The sequence below is a fragment of the Arthrobacter arabinosi genome, assembly GCF_054511115.1.
In genome coordinates, this window is record NZ_JBTNDF010000001.1 from 288,479 (window position 1) to 314,683 (window position 26,205).

The following is a 26,205-nucleotide window of genomic DNA, read 5'->3' on the forward strand; positions in this document are numbered from 1 at the left end:
GGCGGCGGCATGCGGATGCGTGACGACCTGCCCGGACCGGAGTCCAATCCGGGGCTCGGGCTGACCGGGTTCGTCCGCGAGCCGCCGGCTGCTGTCCTGTCGGACCTGCAGCCGGCGGAGCGCGACCTGCTGGAGCAGGCCGTCGTCCTCCTCGGCGGGCTGCGCCTGGCCATGCTGACCGGTGCAGGGCTGAGCACCGATTCCGGCATCCCGGACTATCGCGGTCCGCAGTCGGTTCCGCGCAATCCGATGACCTACCAGCAGTTCGTCGGCGACGAGGCCCTGCGGCGCCGCTACTGGGCGCGTAACCACCTGGGCTGGCGGCACCTTCGCCGCGCCGACCCCAACGCGGGGCACGCCGCCGTCGCGCGGCTGGAGCAGCGCGGCCTGCTGACGGGGCTCATCACGCAGAACGTCGACAAGCTGCACTCCTCGGCCGGGAGCATCAATGTCATCGACCTGCACGGGACGTTCGACCGCGTGGTGTGCCTCCAATGCGCGTCGACGTTCCCGCGGGGCCGGATCGCGGAGATCCTCGAGGCCCTCAACCCCGGGTACCTGGAGCGGGAGTCCGACGCCGGGGACATCGCACCCGACGCCGACGCCGACGTCGACGACACCGGCGACTTCCTCATGGCGCCGTGCCCCGTCTGCGACGGGATGCTCAAGCCCGACTTCGTGTATTTCGGTGAGAACGTCCCGAAGGGCAGGGTCGCAGGCGCCTATGCCATGGTCGACGCCGCCGCTGCGCTGCTGGTCGCCGGGTCCTCCCTGACCGTGATGAGCGGACTGCGCTTCGTACGACATGCGGTCAAGGGCGGCAAGCCCGTCGTCATCATCAACCGTGGGCCCACGCGCGGGGACGAGTTCGCGTCGCTCAAGATCGAGGCGGGGGTCTCCGAGGCCCTCACCTACCTCGCCGCACGGCTCCCGGACCTCGCGCAGCCGTAGGTACTGTGGTGCGCTTTCCAAGTAGTCAACTAACCGTCCGAGTAGTCGCTACTCTCCCGATGTCGCAGGTACACCCGTAGCGTCGTCCCATCAGGTCTCTCGAGCAGGGTGGAACAATGCAGCACACGACACGGTCTCTCTTGGTAGCTTTCGGATCCGCGGCCGTGCTCGTCGCGGCGCCCCTCGCACTCGACCTGCAGGAGCGGACGGTCGCGGACGACGCCGTGACCGTCCCCAGCCAGGCGCCTGCCTCTCCGACGGATGCGGCTCCGACGGTCGCCGTCCCTGCTGCAGTGCCGGCCGTCCCGGTTCTCCCCGCGACGGCCGATGATCCTTCTGCCGGCGGTGGGCCGGCCGAGCACACTGCCGCCCCCGATCCGGCCCCGACGGCGCCTGCGCCGCTTCCGGCCGGCGCCACCCGGGGCGGCGACCTCCCGCCGGAACTGCTGCCCGTGCCGCCCTACCCGCAGTGCCCGATCACGGAGGACGGCGCCTGGTGGACCGACCCCGCCGACCCCTACACCTGCCTGCGACCGGGGTCCGTGACGTTCTACGAACCCACGCCTCCCGGCATCCCGCCCGAACTCCTGGAGCCGATCTTCGAGGAGCCCGACGCGGCACCGACCCCGGAGAACGACTGCCGGACCTCGGGTGCGCTTCGGTGCACCGTCACGATCATGGGCCAGGAATACGTGGTGACCTTCAGGGAGGGCAAGCCCGTCAGCGTGCTGGAGGCGCAGGGCTAGGGCCCGCCCGTCGCGCCCGCCGATCATACCGGTGACGAAAGCGCTACTTCACGTGGACGGTGGTGGAGGTTTGTGGACCCGTCCGCCGAGGCGTCAGGCTTACCTCGGCATGGACCACTTCTACCGTGGAGGCGCGCTTGGCGACCCTGCGCGCACCAGCACCGAGCGCCACAGCAACCCGATCCGGGGCGATCGACGCCCTGCGCGTCCTCGCTGTCGTCGCCGTCGTCGTCGGTCACGTCTGGTCGGGCCCGCTCGTCGACGCGGGTCTCTACACGTGGCACGTTCCTGCGTTCTTCCTCCTCGCCGGGTACCTCTGGAAGGCCCGGAGGCCGGGTACTCGACGAGCGGTCGCGGCGGAGGCCAAGAAACGCTTCCGGACCATCATGACGCCCTACCTGGCATGGCTGGCCGTGACCCTGACGGTCCACGTCGTCATCCTTCGCCACCGCGACGCGCTGACGAGGGATGCCGTGATCCTGCCTCTCATGGGCGGGTCCCTCAATGCGGGGCCGTTCGGCGCCTACTGGTTCATGACCGCACTGTTCCTTTCGGCCCTCATGTTCCGGGCGCTCGAGCGAGTCCCTCCCGTCCTTCGGGTGGTGATCGTCGTCGGTCTCGCGATCGTCACCCACCTGTTCAGGGAGGTCCTCGCCCCACTGCCCTTGTCCGTCGGCGTGGCCGGTGCCGCGCTCGTCTTCATGCTGGCGGGTCAGGGGCTGATGCACGTCCGCAGTCGGGTGGACCGGCCGGTCCGGGTCGGGGCGGTGTGCCTCGTCGCGGGTGTCGCGCCTGTCGTCGCCGGGGTGTCAGCGCCCCTGGACATGAAGTACGGCGAGCTCGGCACCCCGGTCCTCAGCGTCGTCGTGGCGGTGCTGATCAACGTCGGCCTCCTGCTGGTGCTCGAGGGCGTCTTCCCCCTGCTGCCCGGATTCGTCCGGGTGCTGTCCGGGAGGCTGGCCGCGGGCTGCCTGATGGTGGTGCTCACCCACACGTACGTTCTCTGGCTGCTGGGCGTACCGGACGCGGAGCGGTCCTACGGGGTACTGGCTGCGGCGCTGGTCCTGCCCTGGGCCGTGGCCTCGATCCTTCATCGGACGCCGCTCTCCCCGGTGTCCCTCGGGGTGCCACGCGCCACCTGATCGCGGAGCTGCCCCCTCCCGGGAACTGTCGGACAGCGAAGAACCCCGCCATTCAGGGAGTGTTCCCTCGGAATGGCGGGGTTCTGGGTGGTGGGTCCTACCGGGATCGAACCGATGACATCCACGGTGTAAACGTGGCGCTCTACCAGCTGAGCTAAAGACCCTCATCCCGTGGCGCCGGGCCGGCATCACGAGGTCCGACTATACCGGCTGGCCGATCGCCGGCGCCAATCCCGGGCGGGACTACTCCTCGGCCGCGAGCTGTCCGCACGCGCCGTCGATCTCCTTGCCGCGGGTGTCACGGAGCGTCGTGGGGATGCCGGCGTCCCGGAGCCGGTTGACGAACTCCGTCGAGACGCTCTTCTCCGAGGCCGTCCAGATGGATCCGGGGGTGGGGTTGAGCGGGATCGGGTTGACGTGCACCCAGCCGCGGCCACGCTGGTTGAGCTTCTTCGCGAGCAGGTCCGCCCGCCAGGCGTGGTCGTTCATGTCCTTGATGAGCGCGTACTCGATGCTGACGCGACGCCCGGTGGTCCGGTAGTAGTTGTAGGCGGCGTCCAGCGCCTCGTCGACCTTCCAGCGCGTGTTGACCGGGATGAGCTCGTCGCGGAGCTCGTCGTCGGGCGCGTGGAGGGACAGCGCGAAGGTGACCGGCAGCGATTCGGCGGCGAGCTTGTTGATGGCGGGCACCAGCCCGACGGTGGACACCGTGATGTTCCGCGCGGACATGCCGAGGCCCTCGGGGGAGTCGTCGACGAAGCGGTGGAGGGCGGCCAGGACGCGCTTGTAGTTCGCCAGCGGCTCGCCCATGCCCATGAAGACGATGTTGGTGACGCGGTCGGCGTCGTGCCCGCCGTCCGTGCGCAGGTCACCGAGGGCGCCTTCCGCGAGCGCACGATTCGCCGCGACCACCTGGTCCACGATCTCCGCCGTCGACATGTTGCGTGTCAGCCCCGCCTGGCCTGTCGCGCAGAACGGGCAGTTCATGCCGCAACCGGCCTGCGAGGACACGCAGAGCGTCACGCGGCCCGGGTAGCGCATGAGCACCGACTCGACCAGCGCGCCGTCGAAGAGGCGCCACAGGAACTTGATGGTGTCGCCGTTGTCCGTGGTCAGCCGCTTCACCTCGGTCAGCAGCGGCGGGAACAGGGCGGCGACGAGTTCCTCGCGTCCGGCCTTCGGCAGGTCGCTCATCGCCGCGGGGTCGGTCGTGTAGTGCGAGAAGTAGTGGGTGGAGAGCTGCTTGGCGCGGAACCCCTGGTGCCCCAGCTCCTTCAACCGATCCTGCCGCTCGGCGAGGGTCAGGTCCGCGAGGTGCACGGGAGGCTGGCTGACCCGCGGGGACTTGAACTGCAGCAACGGCCTGCCGTCGCTCGCCACGATGGGCTGGGCACCCTCCACTTCGGGCCGCACCTGGGGGCGCGAGGAAGCGGGGGCGAGGGCTGGAGGGGTAACGGTAACGTCGGACATCCTTATCATTCTTTCACGGATGGCACCAGCGTCCCAGCCGGGCCGTCGCGGCCCGGCTGGGAGCAGTGCGGGACGACGACACATAGCGGCGCCGGCGTCCCTGGATGTGGCGGCGCGCCGCACGGCGGTAATAGTGTGCAAGGGACCGGGAGCGCCGCGCGGGAACGCGCCCGAAGCACCGGCACATGCAGCGCGTTGCATGCAGTTGACCAACGACGGAGAACACATTGAGCGCACAGATCGGCGTCACAGGCCTGGCAGTCATGGGAGCCAACCTTGCCCGCAACCTGGCCCGCAACGGCTACACCGTGGCCCTGCACAACAGGTCCATCGAGAAGACGGACGCCCTGCTGGAGAAGCATGGCGGGGACGGCGAGTTCGTCCGCACGGAGACCCTGCAGGAACTCGTCGATGCGCTGGAGAAGCCGCGCCGGGTGCTGATCATGGTGAAGGCCGGCAAGCCGGTGGATTCGGTGATCGACCAGCTCGTGCCGCTGCTGGAGCCGGGGGACATCGTGATCGACGGCGGCAACTCCCACTACGAGGACACCCGCCGCCGCGAGGCGGCCCTGTCCGCGCACGACCTGCACTTCGTCGGCGTCGGCGTGTCCGGCGGCGAGGAAGGCGCGCTCCTGGGCCCGTCCATCATGCCCGGCGGGTCCCGCGAGTCCTACGACTCCCTGGGCCCGATGCTCGAGAAGATCTCCGCCAAGTACGACGGCGAGCCCTGCTGCCGGTGGATCGGCACGGACGGGGCCGGCCATTTCGTGAAGATGGTCCACAACGGCATCGAGTACGCCGACATGCAGGTCATCGGGGAGGCCTTCGACCTGCTGCGCTCCGGCGCCGGCATCGAACCGGCGGACCAGGCGAGCATCTTCACGGACTGGAACGCGGGCACGCTGTCGTCGTTCCTCATCGAGATCACCGCCGAGGTCCTCGGCCACACGGACGCGCGGACGGGCAGGCCGTTCGTCGACGTCGTCGTCGATGCCGCCGGGCAGAAGGGGACCGGCCGGTGGACCGTGGTCTCCGCGCTGGCACTGGGCAGCCCGACGTCCGGCATCGCCGAGTCCGTGTTCGCCCGTGCCCTGTCCTCCCAGACGGAGCAGCGCGTGCTGGCCCAGGACATCCTGCAGGGCCACGAGGGCACCGTGGAGCTGCCGGACACCTTCGTGGAGGACGTCCGGCTCGCCCTGTACGCCTCGAAACTCGTCAGCTACGCGCAGGGCATCGACATGCTCACCGCCGCGGCGAAGGAATACGGCTGGGAGCTGAAGCTCGACGAGATCGCCTCGCTCTGGCGGGCCGGCTGCATCATCCGGGCCGAACTGCTCGACGACATCATGAAGGCCTACGCCGGCGCCGACCGGCCGGCGAACCTCCTGCTGGCCCCCGCGTTCGCGGAGGCGATCGCCGGGGCCGTCCCGGCCTGGCGCCGCGTGGTGTCCACCGCCGTCCAGCTGGGCATCCCCGTGCCGGTGTTCTCTGCGTCGCTGGCCTACTACGACGGCCTGCGCCGCAAGCGCCTGCCGCAGGCCCTGACGCAGGGCCTGCGCGACCTCTTCGGCGCGCACACCTACAACCGGGTCGACGGCGAGGGGACCTTCCACACGCTGTGGGGCGAGGACAAGTCCGAGATCGAAGCCGTCGACACCCACTGACGGCAGCCGGCACCGACGGCCTGAACGACGGAAGCCCCGGACCGAGGTCCGGGGCTTCCGTCGTGTGCGGCTGCTGCGTCAGATGTAGATCGCGGGGTCGACGTACTCGGCGGGGTCGACGGCCGGTTGCGTCTCGCGGCGCGAGTCCCGGTGGCGGAACGTCGCCGGGATGCCGGTGATGATCGAGTCCGGCGGCGTGTCCTTGACCACGACCGCGTTCGCCCCGACGGCGCTGCCCGCACCGATGGTGATCGGTCCGAGGACCTTCGCGCCCGCGCCGATCGTGACGCGGTCCCCGATCGTGGGGTGGCGCTTGATCTTCTCGAGCGAGCGGCCGCCCAGGGTGACACCCTGGTACAGCATGACGTCGTCGCCGATCTCCGCGGTGCTCCCGATCACGACGCCCATCCCGTGGTCGATGAAGAACCGGCGGCCGATGGTGGCCGCCGGGTGGATCTCCACGCCCGTCACGGCCCGCGCCAGCTGCGCCAGCGCGCGCGCCGGGAACCGCAGCCTCTCCTCGCGCCACATGCGGTGGGTCAGGCGGTGCACCCAGATGGCGTGCAGGCCCGAGTACACGACGGTGGTCTCGAACGGGCCACGCGCAGCCGGATCGTGGGTGCGCGCGGTCTCGAGGTCCTCACGCAGTCGTTCTAGAAAACTCACCGGTTACCTTCTCGTGGAGTGGTCGGGGACGGCCGTCGCGGCCGGTTCAGCCGCGGATGTCGTCGAACAGGACGGTGGAGATGTAGCGCTCACCGAAATCGCACACGATGGCCACGATGAGCTTACCGGCGTTCTCCGGGCGCTTCGCGAGCTCGAGCGCGGCCCACACGATGGCTCCGGACGAGATCCCGCCGAGGATGCCCTCCTGGGTGCCGAGCGCACGGGCGACCCGCACGGAGTCCTCCACCGTGGCGTCGAGCACCTCGTCGTAGATCTCGCGGTCGAGGTTCTCCGGGACGAAGTTGGCGCCGAGCCCCTGGATCTTGTGGGGGCCTGGAGCGCCGCCGTTGAGGATGGGGGAGTCGGCGGGCTCGACGACGACGACCTGCACGCCGGGCTTCCGCTCCTTCAGCACCTGCCCGACGCCCGTGATGGTTCCGCCGGTACCCACACCGGCCACGAAGATGTCGACCTCGCCGTCGGTGTCCTCCCAGATCTCCTCCGCGGTGGTGGTGCGGTGGATCTCGGGGTTCGCCGCATTCGCGAACTGCTGGGCCCAGATGGCGTTCTCGGTCGTCGCGACGATCTCCTTGGCGCGGTCGACGGCACCCCGCATCCCCTCCGAGCCGGGGGTGAGGACGATCTCCGCGCCGTAGGCGCGCAGCATGACGCGGCGCTCCGTGGACATGGTCTCCGGCATGGTCAGCACCACCTTGTACCCGCGGGCGGCTCCCACCATGGCCAGGGCGATCCCCGTGTTGCCGGAGGTCCCTTCCACGATCGTGCCACCGGGGCGCAGCGCGCCCGCCTTCTCTGCGGCGTCGATGATGGCGACGCCGATGCGGTCCTTGACGCTGTTGGCGGGGTTGTAGAACTCGAGCTTGACGGCGACCTGCGCATCGAGTCCCTCGGTCAGCCGGTTGAGGCGGACCAGGGGGGTGCGCCCGACCAGCTGGGTGACGTCGTCGTAGATCTTTGCCATGGGGGCCTGCCTTCTCGGAGGTGGGGAGGGTACGGGGAGTCGTCCGGTGGTGCGGTGCGGGCCTGCGCCGGAAGCGACGGCGGTCAGCCTAACGGGCGGCCACGTCTGCGCCTACGCGGCGAGCCACTGTGCGTAATACTTCCGCGCCTTCGCCAGTTTCGGGTTGATGATCACCTGGCAGTAGCCCTGCTCCGGATGCTTCGCGTAGAAGTTCTGGTGCCAGTCCTCGGCGACGTGGAACTGCGGGAGCCGGCTGACCTCCGTGACGATCGGGTTCTTCCAGTTCTCCTGGTTGCGGCGGATCGCGTCCTCGAAGACCGTCTGCTGCTCTGCGTCCTGGTAGTACATGACGCTGCGGTACTGGGTGCCGACGTCGTAGCCCTGCCGGTTCAGCGTCGTGGGGTCGTGGGACACGAAGAACATGTCCAGGATGACGTCCTCGGGGACCACGGCCTCGTCGAAGGTGACCGCGACGACCTCGGCGTGGCCGGTGATTCCCGAACAGACGCTGTCGTAGTCCGGATGCCTCGTGTGGCCCCCGGTGTAGCCGGAGACGACCTCGGTCACGCCGCGGGTCTTCTGGTAGACGGCATCGAGGCACCAGAAACAGCCCCCTCCAAGCACAAATGTCTTCATGACTGTGTCAATGCGCGCCACGTGCCGATGATTCCCGCGCCCGTTCCGCCGTCGGGGAGCGCGCGGACTTGGCGGGCCCGGCGACGGCGGGTATTACTGGTGTCATGGACCACAACGAGCCCTCCGGGGCCGCCACGGCTGACCTCGGGACCACCGCTCCGACCGTCGGTGACGTGCTCGTCGCCATCGAGGAACTGTGGCCCGAGAGCCTCGCCGAGGACTGGGACGCCGTGGGGCTGGTGGCCGGCCGGTCGGGGAAGCGGGCGGACAGGATCCTCTTCACCGTGGACCCCACCGCCGCCGTCCTCGACGAGGCGCTCGCGTGGGGAGCGACGATGATCGTCTCCCACCACCCGCTGTTCCTCCGGCCCGTCTCCTCCGTCGCGGCGGCGGGCTTCAAGGGGGACGTCGTCCACCGGCTCATCGAGGCGGGCTGCGCCCTCGTCACCGTCCACACCAACGGCGACAGCGCGGTCGGCGGGGTGTCCGACGTCCTGGCGGACGCCCTCGGCCTGCAGGACGTGCAACCGCTCATGCGATCGTCGGGGGGACTGCCCGAGGAGGGGATCGGGCGGGTCGGCGATCTCGAGTCCGCGGTGACGCTCGGCGCCTTCGCTGAAGCGGTCTTCTCGATCCTTCCCGCCGTGGCGGGAGGCGTCCGCGTCGCCGGCGACAAGGACGCCCTGGTCCGACGTGTCGCCGTCTGCGGCGGTGCGGGGGATTCCCTGTTCGACCATGTCAGGGCGAGCCACGCCGACGTCTACGTGACGGCGGACCTGCGGCACCACCCGGCAGCCGAGGTCAGGGAGGCGGCGGACGGCGCCACTCCGTACCTGATCGACGTCTCGCATTTCGGCAGCGAGTGGCTGTGGCTCACGCCGGCCGCCGAGGCCCTCGCCACCGTCCTGTCCGACCACGGCTTCACCACCGACATCCGGGTCAGCGGGGTCAATACCGATCCCTGGGACTTTGTCCTCACGCCCGGCCGCTGACGACCGGGCGGTCGGCGTGGCCTAGGCTGGGACGACGCCCGTGCCCGCTCGTCGTGCCCCGTCCGTCCGATCCCTGGAGGTTTACCGTGGCCAAGGCTGCACCCGAGGAACAACTCCGCCTGCTCGACCTGCAGGCCCTCGACTCGACCCTCAACAAGCTCACCCGCCAGGCGGCCGCCGCGCGCAGCAATCCCGAGATCGGGACCGTCGCCGGCCGCGTGGCGGAGGTGGACGCCGAGCTCGTCCGGGCGAGCACGGAACTCGGGGACCTCGAGCGCGAACTCACCCGCGCCGAGGACGAGGTCCAGTCCGTCGTGAACCGGCTCGAACGCGACGAGAAGCGCCTCAACAGCGGAACCGGGACCTCCAAGGACCTGACCGCCCTGCAGCACGAGGTCGCGACGCTCACCAAGCGGCGGTCCGACCTCGAGGACGTCGAACTCGACGTCATGGAACGGGTGGACGCGGCGCGGGCCGCGGAGGCCGAGGTGCAGGGGCGCACGAACGGCGTCCGCGCGGAGCTGAAGGCCCTCGAGGAGGCCCGGGACGCCGAACTGGCCGAGATCGAGGTGCAGCGCGCCCGGGTGCAGGCGGAGCGGGCGGAGCTCGCCGCCACCTTCGACGCGGGGCTCCTGGCCATCTACGACCGCATCCTGGCCCGCCGCGGCGTGGGCGCGGCACGGCTCTTCCACGGCAAGTCCGAGGGATCGGGCATGCAGCTGAGCCCCGGCGACCTCGCCGACATCGCGGCAGCCGCTCCCGACGACGTCGTCCTCTGCCCCGACTCGGGCTGCATCCTCGTGCGCTCCAGCGACTGGGGGAACCAGCAGCCGTGACGGATCAGCAGCTGTTCGACCCCTACGCGCAGGACCGCGGCGAGCCCCGGGACCAGGACCTGCCCGCCCGGCTCACCGTCGAGGCCGACGGCGGGTCCCGCGGCAACCCGGGGCACGCCGGCTACGGTGCCCTCGTACGGGACCCCGACACCGGACGCATCCTCGTGGAGAAGGCCGCCTACATCGGCAAGGCCTCCAACAACGTCGCCGAGTACTCGGGCCTCGTGTCCGGGCTGGAGCTCGCCCGCGACATCAACCCGCAGGCCGCGGTCCACGTGAAGATGGACTCCAAGCTCGTCGTCGAGCAGATGTCAGGCCGGTGGCAGATCAAGCACGCCGACATGCGGGTCCTGGCGGCCCGGGCGCGGAAGGTCCTCGACCCGCGGCGCGTGACCTACGAATGGATCCCGCGGGAGCGGAACAAGGACGCCGACCGGCTCTCCAACGAGGCGATGGACGCCGGCATGGCGGGCGTCGACTGGAAGCCCCGCGCCATGACCTCCCCGGCGTCCTCCTCGGCGTCGTCGAAAGCGTCGTCGGGTGCGCCGTCGGCCGTGCGTGAAGCCTCCGCGCCGGAGGCACCCCGACGCGCCGGCCGGCTTCACCACGTCGAGGTGTGGACCTCGGACCTGCCTGCGGCGGACGCCAGCCTCGGCTGGCTGCTGGAGCGGCTCGGGTTCCCCCGCAGGGAGGCGTGGACGAGCGGCGTGAGCTTCGGCTCCGACGCGTTCTACGTGGTCCTCGAGAGCGGACCGGATGTCGCGGCGGAGCGCCACGACCGCCGTCGTCCCGGGGTGAACCACCTCGCGTTCCGCGCGGGCTCACGTGCCGACGTCGATCTCCTGGTCCGACGGGCGGCCAGCCATGGCTGGTCGCTGCTGTTCGCTGACCGCCACCCGTTCGCCGGCGGCCCCGAGCACTACGCCGCGTACCTCGAGAACGCCGAGGGGTTCGAGGTGGAGCTGGTCGCCGACTGACGGCCGGACTGCGCGGCATCGCGTCTGGCCACCGAACACCGTGACCCGGTGGGCATCCGTTCCTCCACCCACCGGAGGGGCCGGATCGGTGGGCCACGGCAAGGAAGCGTCCGTCAGTCGAGCACGATCGTGAGCTGCGCGGGCTTCCGGGCAGTGGCCGGCTCGAGTTCGGCCGTCCATTGCTCGCTCGCCGCCCGGAGCAGTGCTTCCGGAGTCGCGGGCGCCGTGCCGCGCCGTCTTAGCAGGTGTCGCGCGAGTTCTCCCCGCGTGTGTTTCGCGAAGTGGGAGACGACCGTCCTCTTCCCGTTCCGGATCTGGACCACGTTGACGGCGGCGCTCTGCTGCGGCGGCGACGCCCACGCTGCGGCGTAGGTGCTCGACCGGCAGTCGACGATCAGGCCGTCCCCCGCATGCTGCACCAGGGGAGCGGCGAGGTGCTCCCTCCAGTAGGTCGCGAGGCGGCCCGTCACGGGGAGGTTCACGGACATCGACAGGCGGTAGGCCGGGATCCGGTCGCCGAAGCCCACGGCGCCCCACAGGGCGGACACCACCACGCACTGCTCCCGCGCCTTGCGCCGCTGCACCGCGGTCATGCCGGCGTAGTCGAGGGCGTCGTACAGGACGCCCGAGTAGACGTCGTGCGCCGGGGCGGCCGGGGCGACGTCGAGCACAAGGTTCCGCGCCACGTCCTCGGCGAGGGACACGCCGACGCCGAGGACGGCATGGGCGTCGCAGGCGGCGCTCGCCGTTCGCAGGGCGGCGAGCACGGCCCTGCGCGCGTCGTTGAGTTCGGGGAAGTGGAGATCGTCCAGGTGGAGCGGAGCGCCCGTACGGGCGGCGGACTTGCCTTCGGACGGGGGGAGCAGGATCAGCACCGATCCACTGTATCCAACGCCGCCTGCGCGGCGCCCGACGGCGTCCCGGTCGCCTAGAATGGTGACCGGATGGGTCGACCAGGCGGCCGCGTTGGACGGTGCGAGAGCATCCGCTCCACCGAGGAACGTCCGGGCTCCGCAGGGCAGGGTGGTGGGTAACGCCCACTCGGGGTAACCCGCAGGCCAGTGCCACAGAAAAGAGACCGCTCCCGCTGCAGGCTTCGGCCGGTGCGGGCAGTAAGGGTGAAAAGGCGGTGTAAGAGACCACCAGCGTGCCGGGTGACCGGCACGGCTCGGTAAACCCCACCCGGAGCAAGGCCAGACAGTGCGCGTCATCAGGGCTGCCCGCCCGAGTGCACGGGTAGGCCGCTGGAGGGCGTCGGCAACGGCGTCCGTAGATGGATGGTCGCCTCTCGCGCGCCGGCGACGACGCGCGATGACAGAACCCGGCGTATCGGTCGACCCATCCCTCGACCCCGCCGCACGCAAGGGCCGGGACGGACGCGCCGCGCCCACGATCCGCAAGAACATGCCGGGCACCGCCTCCGGCGCGTCGCGCGTTGTGGAGAGGCCCCGGGCGTCCTACTGTGTGAACATCGCCGCGGGTCTCATACGCAAGCGCTGCGGTATGAACGGGCTGGCCCACTGCTGGGGCTTCGGGGTCGGCCCGTTCACCTCGACACGTCCCGCGATCACGGGACGGGGTCCCTTTCGGCTGAAGTCCCGGCCGACGTCATGAAACGGTCCCCCTACCCGGTCTCAAGAGGCAAGGGGACCGCACGGCGTCTATAGCCGCCTCGGGAGCTCGTCGACCGCGATACTGCTGGGGGAACGACCGCGGGACTCACTCCCTCCTCCATGGTGCGCTCCGGATCGACCGCCCTGCAATTGCACGGGCCCTGCTACGCCAAGGGAGAAATCGGGAACGGCTGCCCGTAATCCTGTTGCCGAGGCAAACGATTGTCATCGACACCCGGGGCGCCGTCAAGACCCTGCGAAACAGTGCGGGAAAGTGGCCACGGCGATCCGGGCGCCCTAGGAGCTCTGGATTAGGGTGGTCGGATGAGCTCTGGGGGTACGCGAGAACGACACCTGGTGGTGCGCAACAGGAACTTCCGCGCGCTGATGGTGTCCAGTACGTTCGGGGTGCTCGGCAACGCCGTCGCAGCGGTGGCGCTGCCGATCGTCGCAGCCGTGGAACTCGATGCCAGCAACTTCGAGGTGGCGGCCCTCGCGGGAATGACCTTCCTGCCCTGGCTCCTCTTCGGGCTGCTGATCGGCGTGTGGGTCGACCGGCTTCCGCGCAGGCCGGTGATGCTCGCATCCCTCTCGGTGCGCGTCCTGGTCCTCGCCCTCCTGCCGCTCGGCTACTGGCTCGACTTCCTGAGCACACCCCTGCTGTTCGCCGCCGCCTTCGTCTCCGGCGTGGCGGCCGTCTTCTTCCAGCTGGCCGACGCCGCCGTGGTGCAGCAGGCCATCACCGCGGACGAGCTCATGGAGGGCAACGGCCTGATCACGGGCTCGGGAGCTGCCGCGGACGCGGCCGGGCGGTCCGCGGCCGGATGGCTCACGGGTGCCGTCGGTGCCTCCAACACACTGATCGTCCAGCTGACGACGTCGGTCATCGCGCTTCTCGCCATCCAGCGGCTCGACGTGGAGGAGATCATCCGCCCGCAGAGCGACCGCCGGATCATCAGGGAGATGTGGGACGGCCTGCGCTACACCTTCAGCACCGCCCCGCTCCGGGCACTCCTGCTCAACGCGGCCCTCTGGAACCTGGGCGGCAACATCTCGGCCTCGCTGCTGGTGCTGTTGGTGCTGAGGACGCTGGGGGAGTCGGAACTGTGGCTCGGCCTGCTGCTGGCCGCGTCGTCCGTCGGGGGAGCCGTCGGTGGGATCACCGCGAATTCGATGGGGGAACGCTTCGGCTCAGGCCTCCTGTGGCGCTGGTCCATGGTGCCCGGCGTGCTCGGCTACGCCTCCCTGCTGATCCTCTCGCCCGGCGTCGGCATGTTCTGGGGGATCGCCGGCATGTTCGTGATGGGCGCCAGTGTCGCCTGGAACATCGTCGTCGGCTCGAGCTTCCGCCAGCGCGTATGCCCACCGGGCATGATGGGCCGTCTCGGGGCCGCCTCCAGGACGGTGAGCTGGGGCATGCTCGCACTCGCGAGCCTGCTGGCGGGGGTCCTCGCGGAGACCGTCGGCATCCGTGAGGCGGTGCTGATCGGCGTCCTCGTCGCGTGCACCGCCCCGCTCGTGGCCCTGCTCGGGCCGCTGCGGCACGTGAGGCGGCTGGAGGACCTCGTCGAGGCACCCCGGCCCGCCGCCCGGGTCGAGGCCGCGGAGAACGCCTGACCCAGAAGCACCCGGTCCGGTCCGGCTAGTGGCCGAAGGGGTCCGGGTCCACACCGGGCATCCAGGTGAGCCCCGGCGAGCCCCAGCCGTTGTTCTTCATCGCCCTGCTCGCCTTGCGGCCCTGCCGGTTGTTGAGGCGATCCACGTAGAGCTTGCCGTCGAGGTGGTCGTACTCGTGCTGCATGCAGCGGGCGAACCACCCCGTGGCCTCGAACTCGACGGGTGCACCGTCGCCGTCGAACCCGGACACCCGCGCCCAGTCGGCGCGCTTGAGGGGGAAGGACTCACCCGGGACGGACAGGCAGCCCTCCGCCTCGTCCTCCGGGTCGGGATCGGAGCCGGGAACCTTCGAGGTCACGAGCGTCGGGTTGACGAGGACGCCGCGGGGGGCCACGTCGTCGTCGTTCTCCATCCCGTAGACGAAGACGCGCAGGCCCACGCCGATCTGCGGCGCGGCGAGGCCCACGCCGTTGGCGGTGTCCATCGTCTCGAACATGTCGGCGATGAGTGTGCGCAGCTCGTCGTCGAACGCCGCGACGGGCTGGGCGCGCCGGTGCAGGACCGGCTCGCCGGCGATCGTGATGGGGTGGACGGTCATGGGACCTACCTGTTCCGGCCGGGGCGGTCGGCGATCGATCGGCCGATCGATTCGCGCATGATCTCGCTGGTGCCGCCGAAGATCGTCAGCAGCCGAGCGGCGAGGAACGCCTGCGAGACCGGGTATTCGAGGATGTAGCCGTAGCCGCCGTGCAGCTGGAGGCAGCGGTCCGTGACGGACTTCGCCCGTTCGCTGGCCCACAGCTTGGCCTGGGCGGCGGCGGTGGGGGTCAGCGTGCCCTCGTTGAAGGCCAGCACGGCCTGGTCGACGAAGGTCTCGGTCACCTGTACCTCGGTGAGGAGGTCGGCGAGGACGTGGCGGGTGTTCTGGAAGTCGAGGACGCGTTCGCCGAACGCGCTGCGCTCGGTCACGTACCGCAGGGTCTGCTCGTAGGTCGCCCGGGCGACCGCCGCGGAGGCCACGGCGATGCCGAGCCGGCCCTGGGGGATCTGCTCGAGGCTGTAGCGCAGGCCCTGGCCCACCTCGCCCACGAGATCCGCACCGGGGACGCGGACGTTGTCGAAGAAGAGCTCGGCGGTGTCGGACGCGCGGAGTCCCATCTTGTCCAGCTGGCGGCCGGGCGCGTAGCCCTCGCCCTTGCGCACCATGAACAGGGAGAACGCGTCACTCGAGCCACGGCCCGAACTGCCGTCGGTCCGCGCGAGCACCAGTGAGGCGTCACCGCTGATGCCGTTGCCGATGAACACCTTCTGGCCGGTGATCAGCCAGTCGTCGCCGTCGCGCACGGCCCTCGTCCTGATGCCCCGGAGATCACTGCCGGCTCCGGGCTCGGTCCAGGCGCAGGACGTCACGATCTCGCCGGCGACCATACCCGGCAGCCACCGCTCCTTGAGGTCGTCGGAGCCGTAGGCGAGCAGGTGCGGCAACACGAGGTCGTCCTGCAGGTGGAAGGCGAGTCCGACGGCGAGGTGGTTGCTCCGGGCAAACTCCTCGTCCAGAACCGTCCGGAACCGGTAGTCCGGCATACCGGCGCCACCGAACTCCTCGGGGACGGCGAGTCCGAGCAGCCCCTGCTCGCCCGCGGCGGTCCAGACCGAGCGGTCCATCATGTGCCGCCGGTCCCAGTCGGCGTAGTGGGGGGCGACGGCGCGATCGTTGAACTCGCGGGCGACATCGCGGAAGAGCTCGTGATCCTCTTCGAACACTGTGCGTTCCATGCCGGGATTCCTTAGTGTGCTGACAGTCGGTGAAGGCGCGGGCCGGGACGGCCGTCCTTCAGGGCCCGGGCCTGCCGGGGCCGAAAAAACGGATGCCGTCCCGGACGTTCTCCGGGACGGCATACGCGGCCAGGATCGTTCCTGACGACTGAGGGTGAGTAACGGGGGTTGAACCCGCGACCTCCTGGACCACAACCAGGCGCTCTGCCAACTGAGCTATACCCACCACGTGTCTTGCGCCGTGCACCCCGGTGGCCGATGGCCGGCCGGGCTGTCAACGAAAGGCAGCGGATCCAAGTTTACACACATTTCGGGGTGCTACTGACCGCGCCCGCACGACGCCCGGTGGGCCGTCAGGACGCGATCGTGCGCGCGATGCCCTTGCTGGTCGCGGAGTCGGGTCCGGGGGAGGGGACGAAGACGGCCGACCGGTAGTACCGGAGTTCCCTGATCGAGTCCTCGATGTCACCCAGGGCGCGGTGACCGCCGGTCTTGGCGGGAGCCTGGAAGTAGGCGCGCGTGAACCACCGGCGTGCCAGTTCCTTGATGGTGGAGACGTCGATGACCCGGTAGTGCAGGTGGTCGACGACGAGCGGCATGTCCCGGACGAGGAAGTTCCGGTCCGTGCCGACCGAGTTGCCGGCGAGCTGCGCCTTGCGGGGCTCAGGCACCCACGCCCTGATGTACTCGAGGACCTGCTGCTCGGCGTCCTCCATCGTGATGCCGCCGTCGAGCTCCTCCAGCAGGCCCGAGGTCGTATGCATCTCCCGCACGAAGTCGCCCATCTGGGCGACCGACTCGGGCGACGGCTTGATCACGACGTCCACGCCGTCGCCCAGGACGTTGAGCTCGGAGTCCGTCACGAGCACGGCGACCTCGATCAGGGCGTCGTTGGCGAGATCCAGTCCCGTCATCTCGCAGTCGATCCAGACAATGGGGTCATTCGATATGGGCATTCGACCAATGTACCGTCCGGCACCCCCGACCCCGGGTCCGATGCCGCGCGTCCTGACCGGGCGCAGGGCACGATCGCGACCGCTACCGGGAGGCCCTCCGCTGCGCACCGCGACCGGTTCGCCCTCCGGGCCCGATGCTAATATTCGAACAGTTCGCTCAGGGCTGCAGGGAGATCTGGGAACCCCTGTTGCTTCCGGCACAGGGCACCGCTCGCGGCCTGCCCGCCGTCGCGTCGCCCTATGCCGACGGCCCGACCACACGGGCGTTCGACGCCGACTCATGATTGCCGACGATTGGATTTCCCCTATGGCCGCCGAGGTCCCCCTCTCCGAGGTCACCACGCAGCAGGGGCCGAACCGACCGAACATCGCCATCGTGCAGGGGTTCATCGGCTCCCTCCTCATGTGGATGGGATCGCTCGGCGTCGGCTGGCTGTCCCTGGCGTCGGCCGAGCTCAGGCGCACCCCGATCATCATCTGGCTCCGCTTCGAGCCTGCGGGCGCCGTCCTCTCCGTCCTCCTCCTGGCGCTCGGCGGGATGCTCCTCGTCCGGGCCTGGCTGCGGTTGGGGCAGCGGCTGAACGGGTGGTCGGACGACACCCGGCCCTACCTGATGACGGCCATCATCGCGTGGACCATCCCGCTAGCCGCCGCACTGCCCCTCTTCAGTCGCGACGTCTTCGCGTACATCGCGCAGGGCCAGGTCATGGTGGCCAATCTCAACCCTTACGTGGACGGCTACTCGCAGATCTCGAACTACCTCCAGATCGGCGCCGACGACCTCTGGGCGCAGAGCCCCACCCCCTACGGGCCCGTCTTCCTCTGGATCGAGGAAGGCATCGTCAGGATCACCGGTGGCAACCCCGACACGTCGATCATCCTGTTCCGTGTCGTCGCTCTCATCGGGATGGCCCTGTGCATCTACGTCATCCCGAGGCTCGCGGCCCTCCACTCCATCAATCCGAACCGCGCCCTGTGGCTGAGCGTCGCCAATCCGCTGTTCCTCATCAACTTCGTGGCGGCCATCCACAACGACTCGCTCATGATCGGCCTCGCACTGGCCGGCCTGTACCTCACGGCCACGAGGAGGCCCGTGCTCGGGATACTCCTGATCACGCTCTCGGTCGGCATCAAGCCGATCACCCTCATCTTCCTGCCCTTCGTCGGCCTGATGTGGGCGGGCAGGGGTGCCTCCTGGCCGCGGCGGTTCCTGTACTGGTTCCTGACGGCGGGCCTGTCGCTGGGGATCCTCTGGGTCATGGGGTTGGTGAACACCTTCGGCTTCGGCTGGGTCGGTGCCCTCAGCACCCCCGGAAGCGTCTGGATCTGGTATGCGCCGGTCGGCTTCATGGGGCTCGTCATCGCGACGCTCGGCGACGCCGTAGGCCTCCCCGGCTGGGACCTCGCCGGCGTCTTCCACACCCTCGCCCGGCTGGCCTCGCTCGCCATCATCGCGCTGCAGATCTTCCGGGGCGACCACAGCCGCCTCGTCCATCGGCTCGCCATCGCCTTCGCGGCCATCGTGGTGCTGTCGCCGATGATCCAGTCCTGGTACGTCGTCTGGCTGATCCCGCTCTTCGCGGTCACGGGGATCCGCGACGACTGGCAGGTGAAGTTCCTGTACTTCACGGTCGCGTTCTTCATGGTCTACGCGATCACCGACCAGCTGGACATCTTCCCCTACTTCGACTTCAGCCTCATGATGGCGCGCCAGATCGCCGCCGTCGTCGCCCTCGGATTCGCGCTCTACCTCGTGTTCGTCGACCGCAGCACGAGGGTCCTGTTCCTCCGGCGCTACCGGCCGCCGATGCCCGGCGTCCTGCCCTGACCCCGCATCCCGGCATGCGGGAGCGGCCCGGACCGGCAATACTGAACAGATGATTGAAACAGGAACGACGACGTACACGGGCGAGTTCGAGATCACCGGCTGGGATGCCGAAGCGTACTCGGAGCCCGGCAGCACGGGCGAGCTCTCCCGCGTGCGGGCCTCGAAGGTCTTCGAGGGCGAGATCAGCGGGACCAGCACGGCCGAACTGCTGATGGCGGGGAACGACGTCGGCGCCGGCTACGTCGCGTCCGAACAGTTCGTGGGGACCATCGGGGACCGGACGGGCGCGATGACGGTCCAGCACTGGGGAGTCGCAGAAGGCGCGGACGCGGCGAGTTCCGGGCACGTCGTTCCCGGCTCCGGCACGGACGGGCTCCGCGGCATCTCCGGCAAGGCCGTCTACTCGCAGGACCCGGACGGGCAGCACCGCCTGGAACTGCGGGTCAGTTTCCCCGCCATGACCGACTAGGACGGCAGCCCGGGTTCCCCGCGGCGGGGTCGGGGTCCTGGCGGAGTGCCCATAGTAAACTGGACGCACTGCCTCCGTAGCTCAGGGGATAGAGCAGGGGCCTTCTAATCCTCTGGTCGCAGGTTCGAATCCTGCCGGGGGCACAGCATCAGGGCCGGACGCCGACGCGTCCGGCCCTTCGCATGTCCGGCTCCTTCCTCCGCCGGTCGGGGTCGGCCCGAGGCGGTTGTCAACATAGGGCCGGCCGCCTCCGCACGATCAGGTCCCCGGCCGAACACTTGGTGGAGGCCGGCACCCACCGCCGCCCACCAGGAGCTACGGAAGGACAGATCATGACCGACATCATCACCGTGCGGGGCTATGTCGCGACGGACGTGCGGCTCACCTCGGCGCAGAGCGGCCTGGCGGTCGCCGGGTTCCGCATGTGTTCGACGGACCGCCGCTTCGACAGGGAGGCGAATGCCTGGGTGGACGGCCACACGAACTGGTACTCCGTGTCCATGTTCCGGCAACTCGCCACCAACGCCGGAGCGAGCCTGAAGAAGGGCGACCGCGTGATCGTCACCGGCCGGCTGAAGGTGCGCCCGTGGATCAACGCGGACGGCCGGACGGGCACGTCCGTCGACATCGACGCCGACACCGCAGGACACGACCTCATGTGGGGGACGGCGAACTTCAGGCGCACGGCGGCCGATCGCAGCGAGACGCAGCCCGGCACCGGAGCGGAGGAGCCCGCAGGCGGCGTTCCGGCCGGGGACGGCATCCCGGCGGGGGTGGACGCCGCAACGGGGGAGATGTTCGACCCGGCCCCGGACCTCGATGCGGATTCGCCCGACGACGACAGGGGCGCCGATGATGCCCTCTCCGAGGGCGGGGACGGCAGCGACCACGTGGGTACCCACCGGGAGGAGACCGTCCCGTTCTGACCGGCCCGCCGGCGATCGGTGGCAGGATGATCGGGTGACTGCTGCCCGCGCCCGACACCGAGCCCATGGAACCGCCCGGGTGATCGCGCTGCTCGGCGCCGGGCTCACCCTCGGCCTCACATCCTGTACGGCTACGCCCGCCGTGGCACCGGATCCGTCGGGCGCTCTCTCCTCCTCCGGGACGGCGGACCCGGGACCGGCCCTGACCTCGGCTCGGTCCGGCGTCGATGCTCCCGCGACGTTGCCCCCGGCTGCCGCCTCGGCTACCGCGCCGGCCAACCCCGAGCACGATCCGTCGGGCATCGCCGCGGCCGTCGGGGCCGCGCTCACCCGCCTGGCCGGCGGGGGAGACGCCGTGACGAGTGATCGGGTCAGGGCCGCCATCGGGCAGGGCTTCGCCGACGCCGGGGCCACCCCGGAGTCGGTCGAGGTGTCCGCCGACAGCACGCCCACCGGCCTGGACGTCGCTGCGATCCAGGGCGCCGGCCTGATCCGGGGGACCTGTGTCTTCGGGGAGGTGCGGGAGGGCACGGCCACCGTGGTCGTCCTTCCCGCGCTCGCCTCGGGCCGGTGCTTCGTCGGCGACCAGCGCTGAGCCGGGACCAGCGCTGAGCCCAGCGGCAAGGCGGGGCCGGCACGGGCGTGGGCCCGCCCGGAGGCGGCGCCCGGTACGGCTCGGGTGTCCCCTGCCCGGACCGGCCGAGTGGGAGATCGGTGCGGCCACCCACTAGCCTTAGGAGCATGGCGGAATTTATCTACACAATGAGCAAGGCCCGCAAGGCCGTTGGCGACAAAGTAATCCTCGACGACGTCAGCATGTCGTTCTTCCCGGGCGCGAAGATCGGTGTCGTGGGACCGAATGGTGCGGGTAAGTCCACCATCCTGAAGATCATGGCAGGCATGGACACGCCGTCGAACGGCGAGGCGCGCCTCAGCCCCGGCTACACCGTCGGCATCCTGCTGCAGGAGCCGCCGCTGAACGAGGAGAAGACGGTCCTCGGCAACGTGCAGGAGGGCGTCGGTGAGATCTTCGGGAAAATCCAGCGCTTCAACGAGATCTCCGAGGAGATGGCTTCCCCGGACGCCGACTACGACACGCTGCTCGACGAGATGGGCAAGCTGCAGGAGGCCATCGACGCCGCCGACGCATGGGACCTCGACTCCCAGCTCGAGCAGGCCATGGACGCCCTCCGCTGCCCGCCGCCCGAGGCCGACGTCACCGTCCTCTCCGGTGGTGAGCGGCGCCGCGTCGCGCTCTGCAAGCTGCTGCTGCAGAAGCCGGACCTGCTCCTCCTCGACGAGCCCACCAACCACCTCGACGCCGAGAGCGTGCTCTGGCTCGAGCAGCACCTGAAGTCCTACGCCGGCGCCGTGCTCGCCGTCACCCACGACCGGTACTTCCTCGACCACGTCGCCGAATGGATCGCCGAGGTGGATCGCGGCCACCTGTACCCCTACGAGGGCAACTACTCCACGTACCTGGAGAAGAAGCGCGCGCGCCTCGAGGTGCAGGGCAAGAAGGACCAGAAGCTCTCGAAGCGCCTGACCGAGGAGCTCGAGTGGGTCCGGTCGAACGCGAAGGGACGCCAGACGAAGTCCAAGGCGCGCCTGAACCGCTACGAGGAGATGGCCGCCGAGGCGGAGCGCACGCGGAAGCTCGACTTCGAGGAGATCCAGATCCCGCCGGGCCCCAGGCTCGGCAGCCAGGTCATCGAGGCGCACAACCTGCGCAAGGGCTACGACGAGCGCATCCTCATCGACGGCCTGTCCTTCTCGCTGCCGCGCAACGGGATCGTGGGCGTCATCGGCCCGAACGGTGTCGGCAAGACCACGCTGTTCAAGACGATCGTGGGCCTGGAACCCCTCGACGGCGGTGAACTGCGGATCGGCGACTCCGTGAAGATCTCCTACGTCGACCAGTCCCGCGGCGGCATCGACCCCAACAAGAGCCTGTGGGAGGTCGTGTCCGACGGCCTCGACTTCATCCAGGTGGGCCAGGTCGAGATGCCCTCACGCGCCTACGTGTCGGCATTCGGCTTCAAGGGGCCGGACCAGCAGAAGAAGGCAGGCGTGCTCTCCGGCGGTGAGCGCAACCGGCTGAACCTGGCGATGACCCTCAAGCAGGGTGGCAACCTCCTGCTCCTCGACGAACCGACCAACGACCTCGACGTCGAGACGCTCTCGAGCCTCGAGAACGCCCTGCTCGAGTTCCCCGGCTGTGCCGTCGTCGTCTCGCACGACCGGTGGTTCCTCGACCGGGTGGCCACCCACATCCTGTCCTACGAGGGCACGGAGGAGGATCCCGACAACTGGTACTGGTTCGAGGGCAACTTCGACGCCTACGAGCAGAACAAGGTGGAGCGGCTGGGAGCCGACGCCGCGAAGCCGCACCGCGTCACCCACCGCCGCCTCACGCGCGACTGACGCTCACGCGCACCGGCGGAAGAAGATCGAGGAAGGGGCGCGGCGCGGGCCGTGCCCCTTCTCCGTCGGCGGTCCCGGGCGTCAGGCGGACGGGATCCTGACCATGCCCTCCTGGGCCACGCTCGCGACCAGCGCGCCGCTGCGATCGTAGATCCGCCCGGCGGCGAGCCCCCGTGCCCCGGATGCGCTCGGGGAGCTCTGGACGTAGAGCAGCCAGTCGTCCACCCGGACGGGGCGGTGCCACCACATCGCGTGGTCCAGGCTCGCCACGCTCATGCCGGGCTGGATCCAGCTCAGGCCGTGGGGCCGCAGGATCGATTCGAGCAGGGTGTAGTCGCTCGCGTACGCCAGGGCGGCGCGGTGGATGTTCGGGTCGTCCGGCATGGGGCCGAGGCTGCGCATCCAGACGGCGTTCCGGGGCTCCCTCGACCCCTCGTTGGACAGGTACAGCGGAGCATCGACGTGGCGGATGTCGAACGGCCGGTCGAAGGCCCACGCCTGCGCGACGGGGTGGTCGAAGGCGCCGAGCAGTTCGGCCGTCGACGGCAGGCTCTCGGGGTCGGGGATGCCCTCCGGCATCGCGTCCTGGTGGGTGACGCCGTCGTCGGGCTCCTGGAACGACGCGATCATCGACAGGATGGGCACGCCGTTCTGGTACGCGTGCGTGCGGCGGGCCGAGAACGATCGCCCGTCCCGCAGCCGCTGGACGCCGAACGTGATGGGCTGGTCCGCGTCGCCGGCGCGCAGGAAGTACCCGTGCATGGAGTGGACGTCGCGCGTCGCCTCGACCGTCCGCATCGCGGCGATCAGCGACTGCGCGAGCACCTGGCCGCCGAAGACGCGCCGGCTCGGCTGGCGGGCGGAGCTCCCGACGAAGATCTCCTCGTCCGTCTGCGCCCCCTCGGCGCTGCTGAGGTCGAGCAGGTCCAGGAGGGCCCGCGTGGGGTCCTTCGCCGGCGCTCCCTGCGCCGGAGCCTCTGGTGCTGGCGCGTGTTCTGCCATGGTTCGGTGTCTCCTCGTGGGGGCGGGGGCGGTGGAAGCGGTCGCTCCCGGGCACCTACTGACAGTAGACGGCGCCCCGGGCGCACTCAATACGGGCACGCATCCGGGCTGATGGCGTTACTCACACCCGGTCCCGCGTCGCACGGCGAATCGCCCGGCGGCGGCGCGGTTTGAGAGGATGGCGCTATGTCCCCGGTGCACACCTTCCCCCTCCAGCTGCGGTTCGGCGACGAGGATTCCTACGGCCACGTCAACAATGTCCGCTTCCTCCAGTTCCTGGAGGACGCCCGGCTGTCGCTGATGCGCGAGTCCCGGCCCGGTGGTTCGTTCATGGACCTGATCGACCCCGACCACTACACCCTCGTGGGTCGCCAGGAGATCGAGTACCGTGCTCCGTTGACGGTCGGGCCCGCACTGGCCGCCGTCGATCTCTGGATCACCGCGGTGGGCGGCTCGAGCTTCGACGTCGGCTACGCGGTACGGGATCGGGTGGCGGTCGACGGGAGCACCACGAGCGCGATCGCCGCGACCACCATGGTGCTCGTCAGCCGCAGCACCGGTCGTCCGGTACGCCTGTCCGACGCGCAGAAGTCCATCCTCCTGTCCTGGGAGGGCCCGGCGGTCCCCTTCCGCCGTGCACGCCCGAGGGACCGGGGATGACGCCCGGCACGCTGCGCTTCGCGGACCCGCACACCGTCGCGGATCTCCGCACCTTCACGGCCCGCGCCCGCGCCAACGACGACGGCGGCATGAGGCTCGTCGGCGCCGGCCGGGTGCTCGCCGCGTATGTGTGCACGCTCCGACCCACGGTGCTCGGCGAAGCCGTACCGACCGTGCTGGGGCTCAGGACCATGGCCCTCGGGGAGGAGGCCGACGTCGACACCACGGTGGCGCTCGGCTCGGTCCTCGACCGGCTCGCCCGCATGCCCGAGGGCGACGTCGTGTTCCCCGTCCCGACCGTGACGGTCACGGAGAACTGGGCAGGGGTCCTCCCTCCCCGGTCGGGCTGGGAAGCGGCGGGAACGGTGGCCGCCGAGGTGCTGGAGCGGGCGGCGCACCAGGGCATCGCCGAGGTGGCGCGCAGCCTGCCGGAGCGCGCGGGAGCCCCGCTGGTGAGCGGCGCGAGGATCGCGGTGTGGGGCCGCCCCATGGCCGGCGTGCCCGGCGCGGTCCCGGCCGGGGCGGCCTTCGGAGCGTTGAGCCTCGGATTCCTCGAACCCGGAGCGGTGGCGACCATCCACATAAACGGGCGCTGGTCCCGCATCAGCACGGCACGCGGGCACGTCCTCGTCCGCGCCGCGGCCGTCCTCTGACACACCCGCCGCCGCGGCGGACGGGGAGACGTCAGTCCGCGGCGTTGACCATCGAGTGCGCGGCGCGTTCGAGGTAATCCCACAGGGTCGCCTCGTGCAGGGGTGCGAGCCCGAGGGTGTCCACGGCGGCGCGCATGTGCTGCAGCCACCGGTCGCGGGCCAGCGGACCGACCCTGAAGGGCATGTGTCGCATGCGGAGCCTCGGGTGGCCCCGCTGCTCCCCGTAGGTCTTCGGTCCGCCCCAGTACTGCTCGAGGAACAGCAGCAGGCGTTCCTTCGCCGGGCCGAGGTCCTGCTCCGGGTACATGGGGCGCAGCACGTCGTCGCCCGCCACGCCGTCGTAGAACGCGTCGACCAGCCGCACGAACGTGGGGTGGCCGCCCACCGCCTCGTAGAAGTTGTCGGTGTACTGCGGCTGCGTGAAACCCTGCCCTGCAGCGACGAGCCGTTCCACGGGCAGGGCCGTCCGCGCCCCGGGGGAGGACGTGGCTGCGTTCGGCGTCTGCGTCGGGTCCTGCGCGCTCATGACTGCTCCTGCGCGGCGGCGGGTGCGGCGGGTTCGGGTGCCGGCTCCACGTAGTCGCCCTGGGACCGGTTGCCCACCTTCGTGATGTCCCCGTTCCGCACGTACCAGATGGCCCCGTCCGTATCGACCAGGCGCGTGATGCGCAGGCCGAGGGACTGCACGACGCCCACGGTGTCGCCCACCTCGATGGTGTCGCCGATGCCGTACTGGTCCTCGATCGTGATGAAGAAGCCGAGGAAGGCGTCGCGGATCACCTCGCGCGCCCCGAAACCGATTGCTATGCCGACGATACCGACGCTCGCGAGGATGGGACCGATGTTGAAGCCGAGTGTCTCGATGGCCATGAGGCCGGCGATGATCGCGATGCTCACGGCGGCCACGCTCGACAGCAGGCCGCCGATCGTCTCCGCGCGCTGGACGCGGCGGGCGCTGTCGAAGGGGCGCAGCGCAGGCTGGGCCCACTTGAAGTGGGGCTTCTTGAAGACGCTGTAACCGCTCTGGACGCGGGTGACGGACCGGCCGATCAGGTAACGGAGCACGAGCCACAGGATCAGGGCGCCGATCAGGATGATCAGCGCGTTGATGACCTGGCCGCCATAGCCGAGGGATTGCAGGAATGTCATGAAGATCGCTTTCGTGCGGGCATCCGGGAGACCGCCGAGGGGCTCGGGAGGCGCGGGGACGCCTTAACAG

General features: G+C 70.1%; 26 protein-coding genes, 3 tRNA genes and 1 other RNA gene. 17 read left to right on the forward strand and 13 right to left on the reverse strand.

Going from position 1 to position 26,205, the window contains the following annotated elements; all coding sequences use genetic code 11:
- The first annotated feature begins 15 nt into the window (after positions 1-15).
- The 3 genes from ACX80P_RS01380 (at position 16) to ACX80P_RS01390 (ending at position 2,839) form a co-directional block, all read left to right on the forward strand.
- A complete protein-coding gene (locus ACX80P_RS01380) occupies positions 16-951 on the forward strand; it encodes an NAD-dependent protein deacetylase (RefSeq protein ID WP_459276778.1) in 936 nt (311 codons plus the stop codon).
- Between the two features lie 116 nt (positions 952-1,067).
- A complete protein-coding gene (locus ACX80P_RS01385; RefSeq protein ID WP_459276234.1) occupies positions 1,068-1,697 on the forward strand; it encodes a hypothetical protein in 630 nt (209 codons plus the stop codon).
- Between the two features lie 125 nt (positions 1,698-1,822).
- Entirely contained in the window at positions 1,823-2,839 is a 1,017-nt protein-coding gene (locus ACX80P_RS01390) for an acyltransferase family protein (RefSeq protein WP_459276235.1), read from the forward strand.
- A gap of 88 nt (positions 2,840-2,927) precedes the next feature.
- Here ACX80P_RS01390 and ACX80P_RS01395 read toward each other — a convergent pair.
- Together ACX80P_RS01395 and rlmN are read right to left on the reverse strand one after the other, a co-directional pair.
- Positions 2,928-3,003, reverse strand: a tRNA-Val gene (locus ACX80P_RS01395).
- Between the two features lie 79 nt (positions 3,004-3,082).
- Positions 3,083-4,309, reverse strand: a complete 1,227-nt coding sequence (gene rlmN, locus ACX80P_RS01400) for a dual-specificity RNA methyltransferase RlmN (protein WP_459276236.1) — start codon at positions 4,307-4,309, stop codon at positions 3,083-3,085.
- Positions 4,310-4,536: 227 nt separating this feature from the next.
- On the opposite strand from rlmN, the gene gnd reads away from it, so the two are divergent.
- The gene (gene gnd, locus ACX80P_RS01405) at positions 4,537-5,973 is read left to right on the forward strand and encodes an NADP-dependent phosphogluconate dehydrogenase (protein WP_459276237.1); all 1,437 of its coding nucleotides are present in this window, start codon (positions 4,537-4,539) and stop codon (positions 5,971-5,973) included.
- Positions 5,974-6,051: 78 nt separating this feature from the next.
- Here the strand turns inward: gnd and epsC are convergent, their stop codons facing one another.
- From epsC to msrA, 3 genes are all read right to left on the reverse strand, one after another.
- On the reverse strand, positions 6,052-6,639 hold the full coding sequence (epsC, locus tag ACX80P_RS01410) for a serine O-acetyltransferase EpsC (protein ID WP_459276238.1): 588 nt from the start codon (positions 6,637-6,639) through the stop codon (positions 6,052-6,054).
- 46 nt (positions 6,640-6,685) lie between these two features.
- Complete coding sequence (gene cysK, locus ACX80P_RS01415) at positions 6,686-7,621, reverse strand: cysteine synthase A (protein ID WP_459276239.1); 936 nt, start codon at positions 7,619-7,621, stop codon at positions 6,686-6,688.
- A 111-nt stretch (positions 7,622-7,732) separates the two neighbouring features.
- Complete coding sequence (gene msrA / locus ACX80P_RS01420; protein ID WP_459276240.1) at positions 7,733-8,257, reverse strand: peptide-methionine (S)-S-oxide reductase MsrA; 525 nt, start codon at positions 8,255-8,257, stop codon at positions 7,733-7,735.
- Positions 8,258-8,361: 104 nt separating this feature from the next.
- Here msrA and ACX80P_RS01425 point away from each other — a divergent pair, with 104 nt between their 5' ends.
- From ACX80P_RS01425 to ACX80P_RS01435, 3 genes are all read left to right on the forward strand, one after another.
- Positions 8,362-9,249 carry a Nif3-like dinuclear metal center hexameric protein gene (locus ACX80P_RS01425; protein WP_459276241.1) on the forward strand — a complete coding sequence of 296 codons (888 nt, stop codon included), beginning with the start codon at positions 8,362-8,364 and terminating at the stop codon, positions 9,247-9,249.
- 86 nt (positions 9,250-9,335) lie between these two features.
- Positions 9,336-10,085: a zinc ribbon domain-containing protein gene (locus tag ACX80P_RS01430; protein ID WP_459276243.1), complete on the forward strand. Its 750-nt coding sequence runs from the start codon at positions 9,336-9,338 to the stop codon at positions 10,083-10,085.
- Positions 10,082-11,062 carry a reverse transcriptase-like protein gene (locus ACX80P_RS01435; RefSeq protein WP_459276244.1) on the forward strand — a complete coding sequence of 327 codons (981 nt, stop codon included), beginning with the start codon at positions 10,082-10,084 and terminating at the stop codon, positions 11,060-11,062. Before ACX80P_RS01430 ends, ACX80P_RS01435 begins: the two co-directional genes overlap by 4 nt.
- Positions 11,063-11,175: 113 nt before the next feature.
- Here the strand turns inward: ACX80P_RS01435 and ACX80P_RS01440 are convergent, their stop codons facing one another.
- On the reverse strand, positions 11,176-11,937 hold the full coding sequence (locus tag ACX80P_RS01440) for a YaaA family protein (RefSeq protein ID WP_459276245.1): 762 nt from the start codon (positions 11,935-11,937) through the stop codon (positions 11,176-11,178).
- 70 nt (positions 11,938-12,007) lie between these two features.
- On the opposite strand from ACX80P_RS01440, the gene rnpB reads away from it, so the two are divergent.
- Positions 12,008-12,407, forward strand: an RNA gene (rnpB, locus tag ACX80P_RS01445) — RNase P RNA component class A.
- 592 nt (positions 12,408-12,999) lie between these two features.
- Entirely contained in the window at positions 13,000-14,292 is a 1,293-nt protein-coding gene (locus tag ACX80P_RS01450; protein ID WP_459276246.1) for an MFS transporter, read from the forward strand.
- A gap of 25 nt (positions 14,293-14,317) precedes the next feature.
- Here ACX80P_RS01450 and def read toward each other — a convergent pair whose 3' ends face one another.
- The 4 genes from def to orn form a co-directional block, all read right to left on the reverse strand.
- A complete protein-coding gene (gene def, locus ACX80P_RS01455) occupies positions 14,318-14,890 on the reverse strand; it encodes a peptide deformylase (RefSeq protein ID WP_459276247.1) in 573 nt (190 codons plus the stop codon).
- Positions 14,891-14,895: 5 nt separating this feature from the next.
- Positions 14,896-16,068: an acyl-CoA dehydrogenase family protein gene (locus ACX80P_RS01460; protein ID WP_459276248.1), complete on the reverse strand. Its 1,173-nt coding sequence runs from the start codon at positions 16,066-16,068 to the stop codon at positions 14,896-14,898.
- Positions 16,069-16,221: 153 nt separating this feature from the next.
- A tRNA-His gene (locus ACX80P_RS01465) sits at positions 16,222-16,294 on the reverse strand.
- A 127-nt stretch (positions 16,295-16,421) separates the two neighbouring features.
- Entirely contained in the window at positions 16,422-17,024 is a 603-nt protein-coding gene (orn, locus tag ACX80P_RS01470; RefSeq protein WP_459276249.1) for an oligoribonuclease, read from the reverse strand.
- Positions 17,025-17,331: 307 nt separating this feature from the next.
- Here orn and mptB point away from each other — a divergent pair, with 307 nt between their 5' ends.
- The 6 genes from mptB to ettA all read left to right on the forward strand — a co-directional run bounded on the left by mptB (position 17,332) and on the right by ettA (position 22,671).
- On the forward strand, positions 17,332-18,852 hold the full coding sequence (mptB, locus tag ACX80P_RS01475) for a polyprenol phosphomannose-dependent alpha 1,6 mannosyltransferase MptB (RefSeq protein WP_459276250.1): 1,521 nt from the start codon (positions 17,332-17,334) through the stop codon (positions 18,850-18,852).
- 49 nt (positions 18,853-18,901) lie between these two features.
- Complete coding sequence (locus ACX80P_RS01480; protein WP_459276251.1) at positions 18,902-19,321, forward strand: DUF3224 domain-containing protein; 420 nt, start codon at positions 18,902-18,904, stop codon at positions 19,319-19,321.
- Between the two features lie 70 nt (positions 19,322-19,391).
- Positions 19,392-19,464: transfer RNA gene (locus ACX80P_RS01485), tRNA-Arg, on the forward strand.
- Positions 19,465-19,653: 189 nt separating this feature from the next.
- Positions 19,654-20,247, forward strand: coding sequence for a single-stranded DNA-binding protein (locus ACX80P_RS01490; protein WP_459276252.1), 594 nt, complete (start codon positions 19,654-19,656; stop codon positions 20,245-20,247).
- A 34-nt stretch (positions 20,248-20,281) separates the two neighbouring features.
- Positions 20,282-20,842 carry a DUF6993 domain-containing protein gene (locus ACX80P_RS01495; protein ID WP_459276253.1) on the forward strand — a complete coding sequence of 187 codons (561 nt, stop codon included), beginning with the start codon at positions 20,282-20,284 and terminating at the stop codon, positions 20,840-20,842.
- A 146-nt stretch (positions 20,843-20,988) separates the two neighbouring features.
- The gene (gene ettA, locus ACX80P_RS01500; RefSeq protein WP_459276254.1) at positions 20,989-22,671 is read left to right on the forward strand and encodes an energy-dependent translational throttle protein EttA; all 1,683 of its coding nucleotides are present in this window, start codon (positions 20,989-20,991) and stop codon (positions 22,669-22,671) included.
- Between the two features lie 81 nt (positions 22,672-22,752).
- Here ettA and tesB read toward each other — a convergent pair whose 3' ends face one another.
- Positions 22,753-23,673, reverse strand: a complete 921-nt coding sequence (gene tesB / locus ACX80P_RS01505; protein WP_459276255.1) for an acyl-CoA thioesterase II — start codon at positions 23,671-23,673, stop codon at positions 22,753-22,755.
- A 186-nt stretch (positions 23,674-23,859) separates the two neighbouring features.
- On the opposite strand from tesB, the gene ACX80P_RS01510 reads away from it, so the two are divergent.
- Positions 23,860-24,333: an acyl-CoA thioesterase gene (locus tag ACX80P_RS01510; RefSeq protein ID WP_459276256.1), complete on the forward strand. Its 474-nt coding sequence runs from the start codon at positions 23,860-23,862 to the stop codon at positions 24,331-24,333.
- Positions 24,330-24,986, forward strand: a complete 657-nt coding sequence (locus ACX80P_RS01515; protein WP_459276257.1) for a DUF8185 domain-containing protein — start codon at positions 24,330-24,332, stop codon at positions 24,984-24,986. Before ACX80P_RS01510 ends, ACX80P_RS01515 begins: the two co-directional genes overlap by 4 nt.
- Before the next feature lie 31 nt (positions 24,987-25,017).
- Here the strand turns inward: ACX80P_RS01515 and ACX80P_RS01520 are convergent, their stop codons facing one another.
- Positions 25,018-25,512 carry a globin gene (locus tag ACX80P_RS01520; protein ID WP_459276258.1) on the reverse strand — a complete coding sequence of 165 codons (495 nt, stop codon included), beginning with the start codon at positions 25,510-25,512 and terminating at the stop codon, positions 25,018-25,020.
- Positions 25,509-26,135 carry a mechanosensitive ion channel family protein gene (locus ACX80P_RS01525; RefSeq protein ID WP_459276259.1) on the reverse strand — a complete coding sequence of 209 codons (627 nt, stop codon included), beginning with the start codon at positions 26,133-26,135 and terminating at the stop codon, positions 25,509-25,511. Before ACX80P_RS01525 ends, ACX80P_RS01520 begins: the two co-directional genes overlap by 4 nt.
- Positions 26,136-26,205: the final 70 nt, after the last annotated feature.

What these genes read in the sequence shown, in the direction of transcription:
- cysK (WP_459276239.1), bottom strand. Translation starts at nt 7,621, where the DNA reads ATGGCAAAGATCTACGACGACGTCACCCAGCTGGTCGGGCGCACCCCC.
- mptB (WP_459276250.1), top strand. Translation starts at nt 17,332, where the DNA reads ATGGCCGCCGAGGTCCCCCTCTCCGAGGTCACCACGCAGCAGGGGCCG.
- ACX80P_RS01520 (WP_459276258.1), bottom strand. Translation starts at nt 25,512, where the DNA reads ATGAGCGCGCAGGACCCGACGCAGACGCCGAACGCAGCCACGTCCTCC.
- tesB (WP_459276255.1), bottom strand. Translation starts at nt 23,673, where the DNA reads ATGGCAGAACACGCGCCAGCACCAGAGGCTCCGGCGCAGGGAGCGCCG.
- ettA (WP_459276254.1), top strand. Translation starts at nt 20,989, where the DNA reads ATGGCGGAATTTATCTACACAATGAGCAAGGCCCGCAAGGCCGTTGGC.
- ACX80P_RS01380 (WP_459276778.1), top strand. Translation starts at nt 16, where the DNA reads ATGCGTGACGACCTGCCCGGACCGGAGTCCAATCCGGGGCTCGGGCTG.
- rlmN (WP_459276236.1), bottom strand. Translation starts at nt 4,309, where the DNA reads ATGTCCGACGTTACCGTTACCCCTCCAGCCCTCGCCCCCGCTTCCTCG.
- ACX80P_RS01525 (WP_459276259.1), bottom strand. Translation starts at nt 26,135, where the DNA reads ATGACATTCCTGCAATCCCTCGGCTATGGCGGCCAGGTCATCAACGCG.
- ACX80P_RS01490 (WP_459276252.1), top strand. Translation starts at nt 19,654, where the DNA reads ATGACCGACATCATCACCGTGCGGGGCTATGTCGCGACGGACGTGCGG.
- msrA (WP_459276240.1), bottom strand. Translation starts at nt 8,257, where the DNA reads ATGAAGACATTTGTGCTTGGAGGGGGCTGTTTCTGGTGCCTCGATGCC.
- ACX80P_RS01425 (WP_459276241.1), top strand. Translation starts at nt 8,362, where the DNA reads ATGGACCACAACGAGCCCTCCGGGGCCGCCACGGCTGACCTCGGGACC.
- ACX80P_RS01510 (WP_459276256.1), top strand. Translation starts at nt 23,860, where the DNA reads ATGTCCCCGGTGCACACCTTCCCCCTCCAGCTGCGGTTCGGCGACGAG.
- ACX80P_RS01385 (WP_459276234.1), top strand. Translation starts at nt 1,068, where the DNA reads ATGCAGCACACGACACGGTCTCTCTTGGTAGCTTTCGGATCCGCGGCC.
- ACX80P_RS01450 (WP_459276246.1), top strand. Translation starts at nt 13,000, where the DNA reads ATGAGCTCTGGGGGTACGCGAGAACGACACCTGGTGGTGCGCAACAGG.
- ACX80P_RS01515 (WP_459276257.1), top strand. Translation starts at nt 24,330, where the DNA reads ATGACGCCCGGCACGCTGCGCTTCGCGGACCCGCACACCGTCGCGGAT.
- def (WP_459276247.1), bottom strand. Translation starts at nt 14,890, where the DNA reads ATGACCGTCCACCCCATCACGATCGCCGGCGAGCCGGTCCTGCACCGG.
- orn (WP_459276249.1), bottom strand. Translation starts at nt 17,024, where the DNA reads ATGCCCATATCGAATGACCCCATTGTCTGGATCGACTGCGAGATGACG.
- ACX80P_RS01460 (WP_459276248.1), bottom strand. Translation starts at nt 16,068, where the DNA reads ATGGAACGCACAGTGTTCGAAGAGGATCACGAGCTCTTCCGCGATGTC.
- ACX80P_RS01480 (WP_459276251.1), top strand. Translation starts at nt 18,902, where the DNA reads ATGATTGAAACAGGAACGACGACGTACACGGGCGAGTTCGAGATCACC.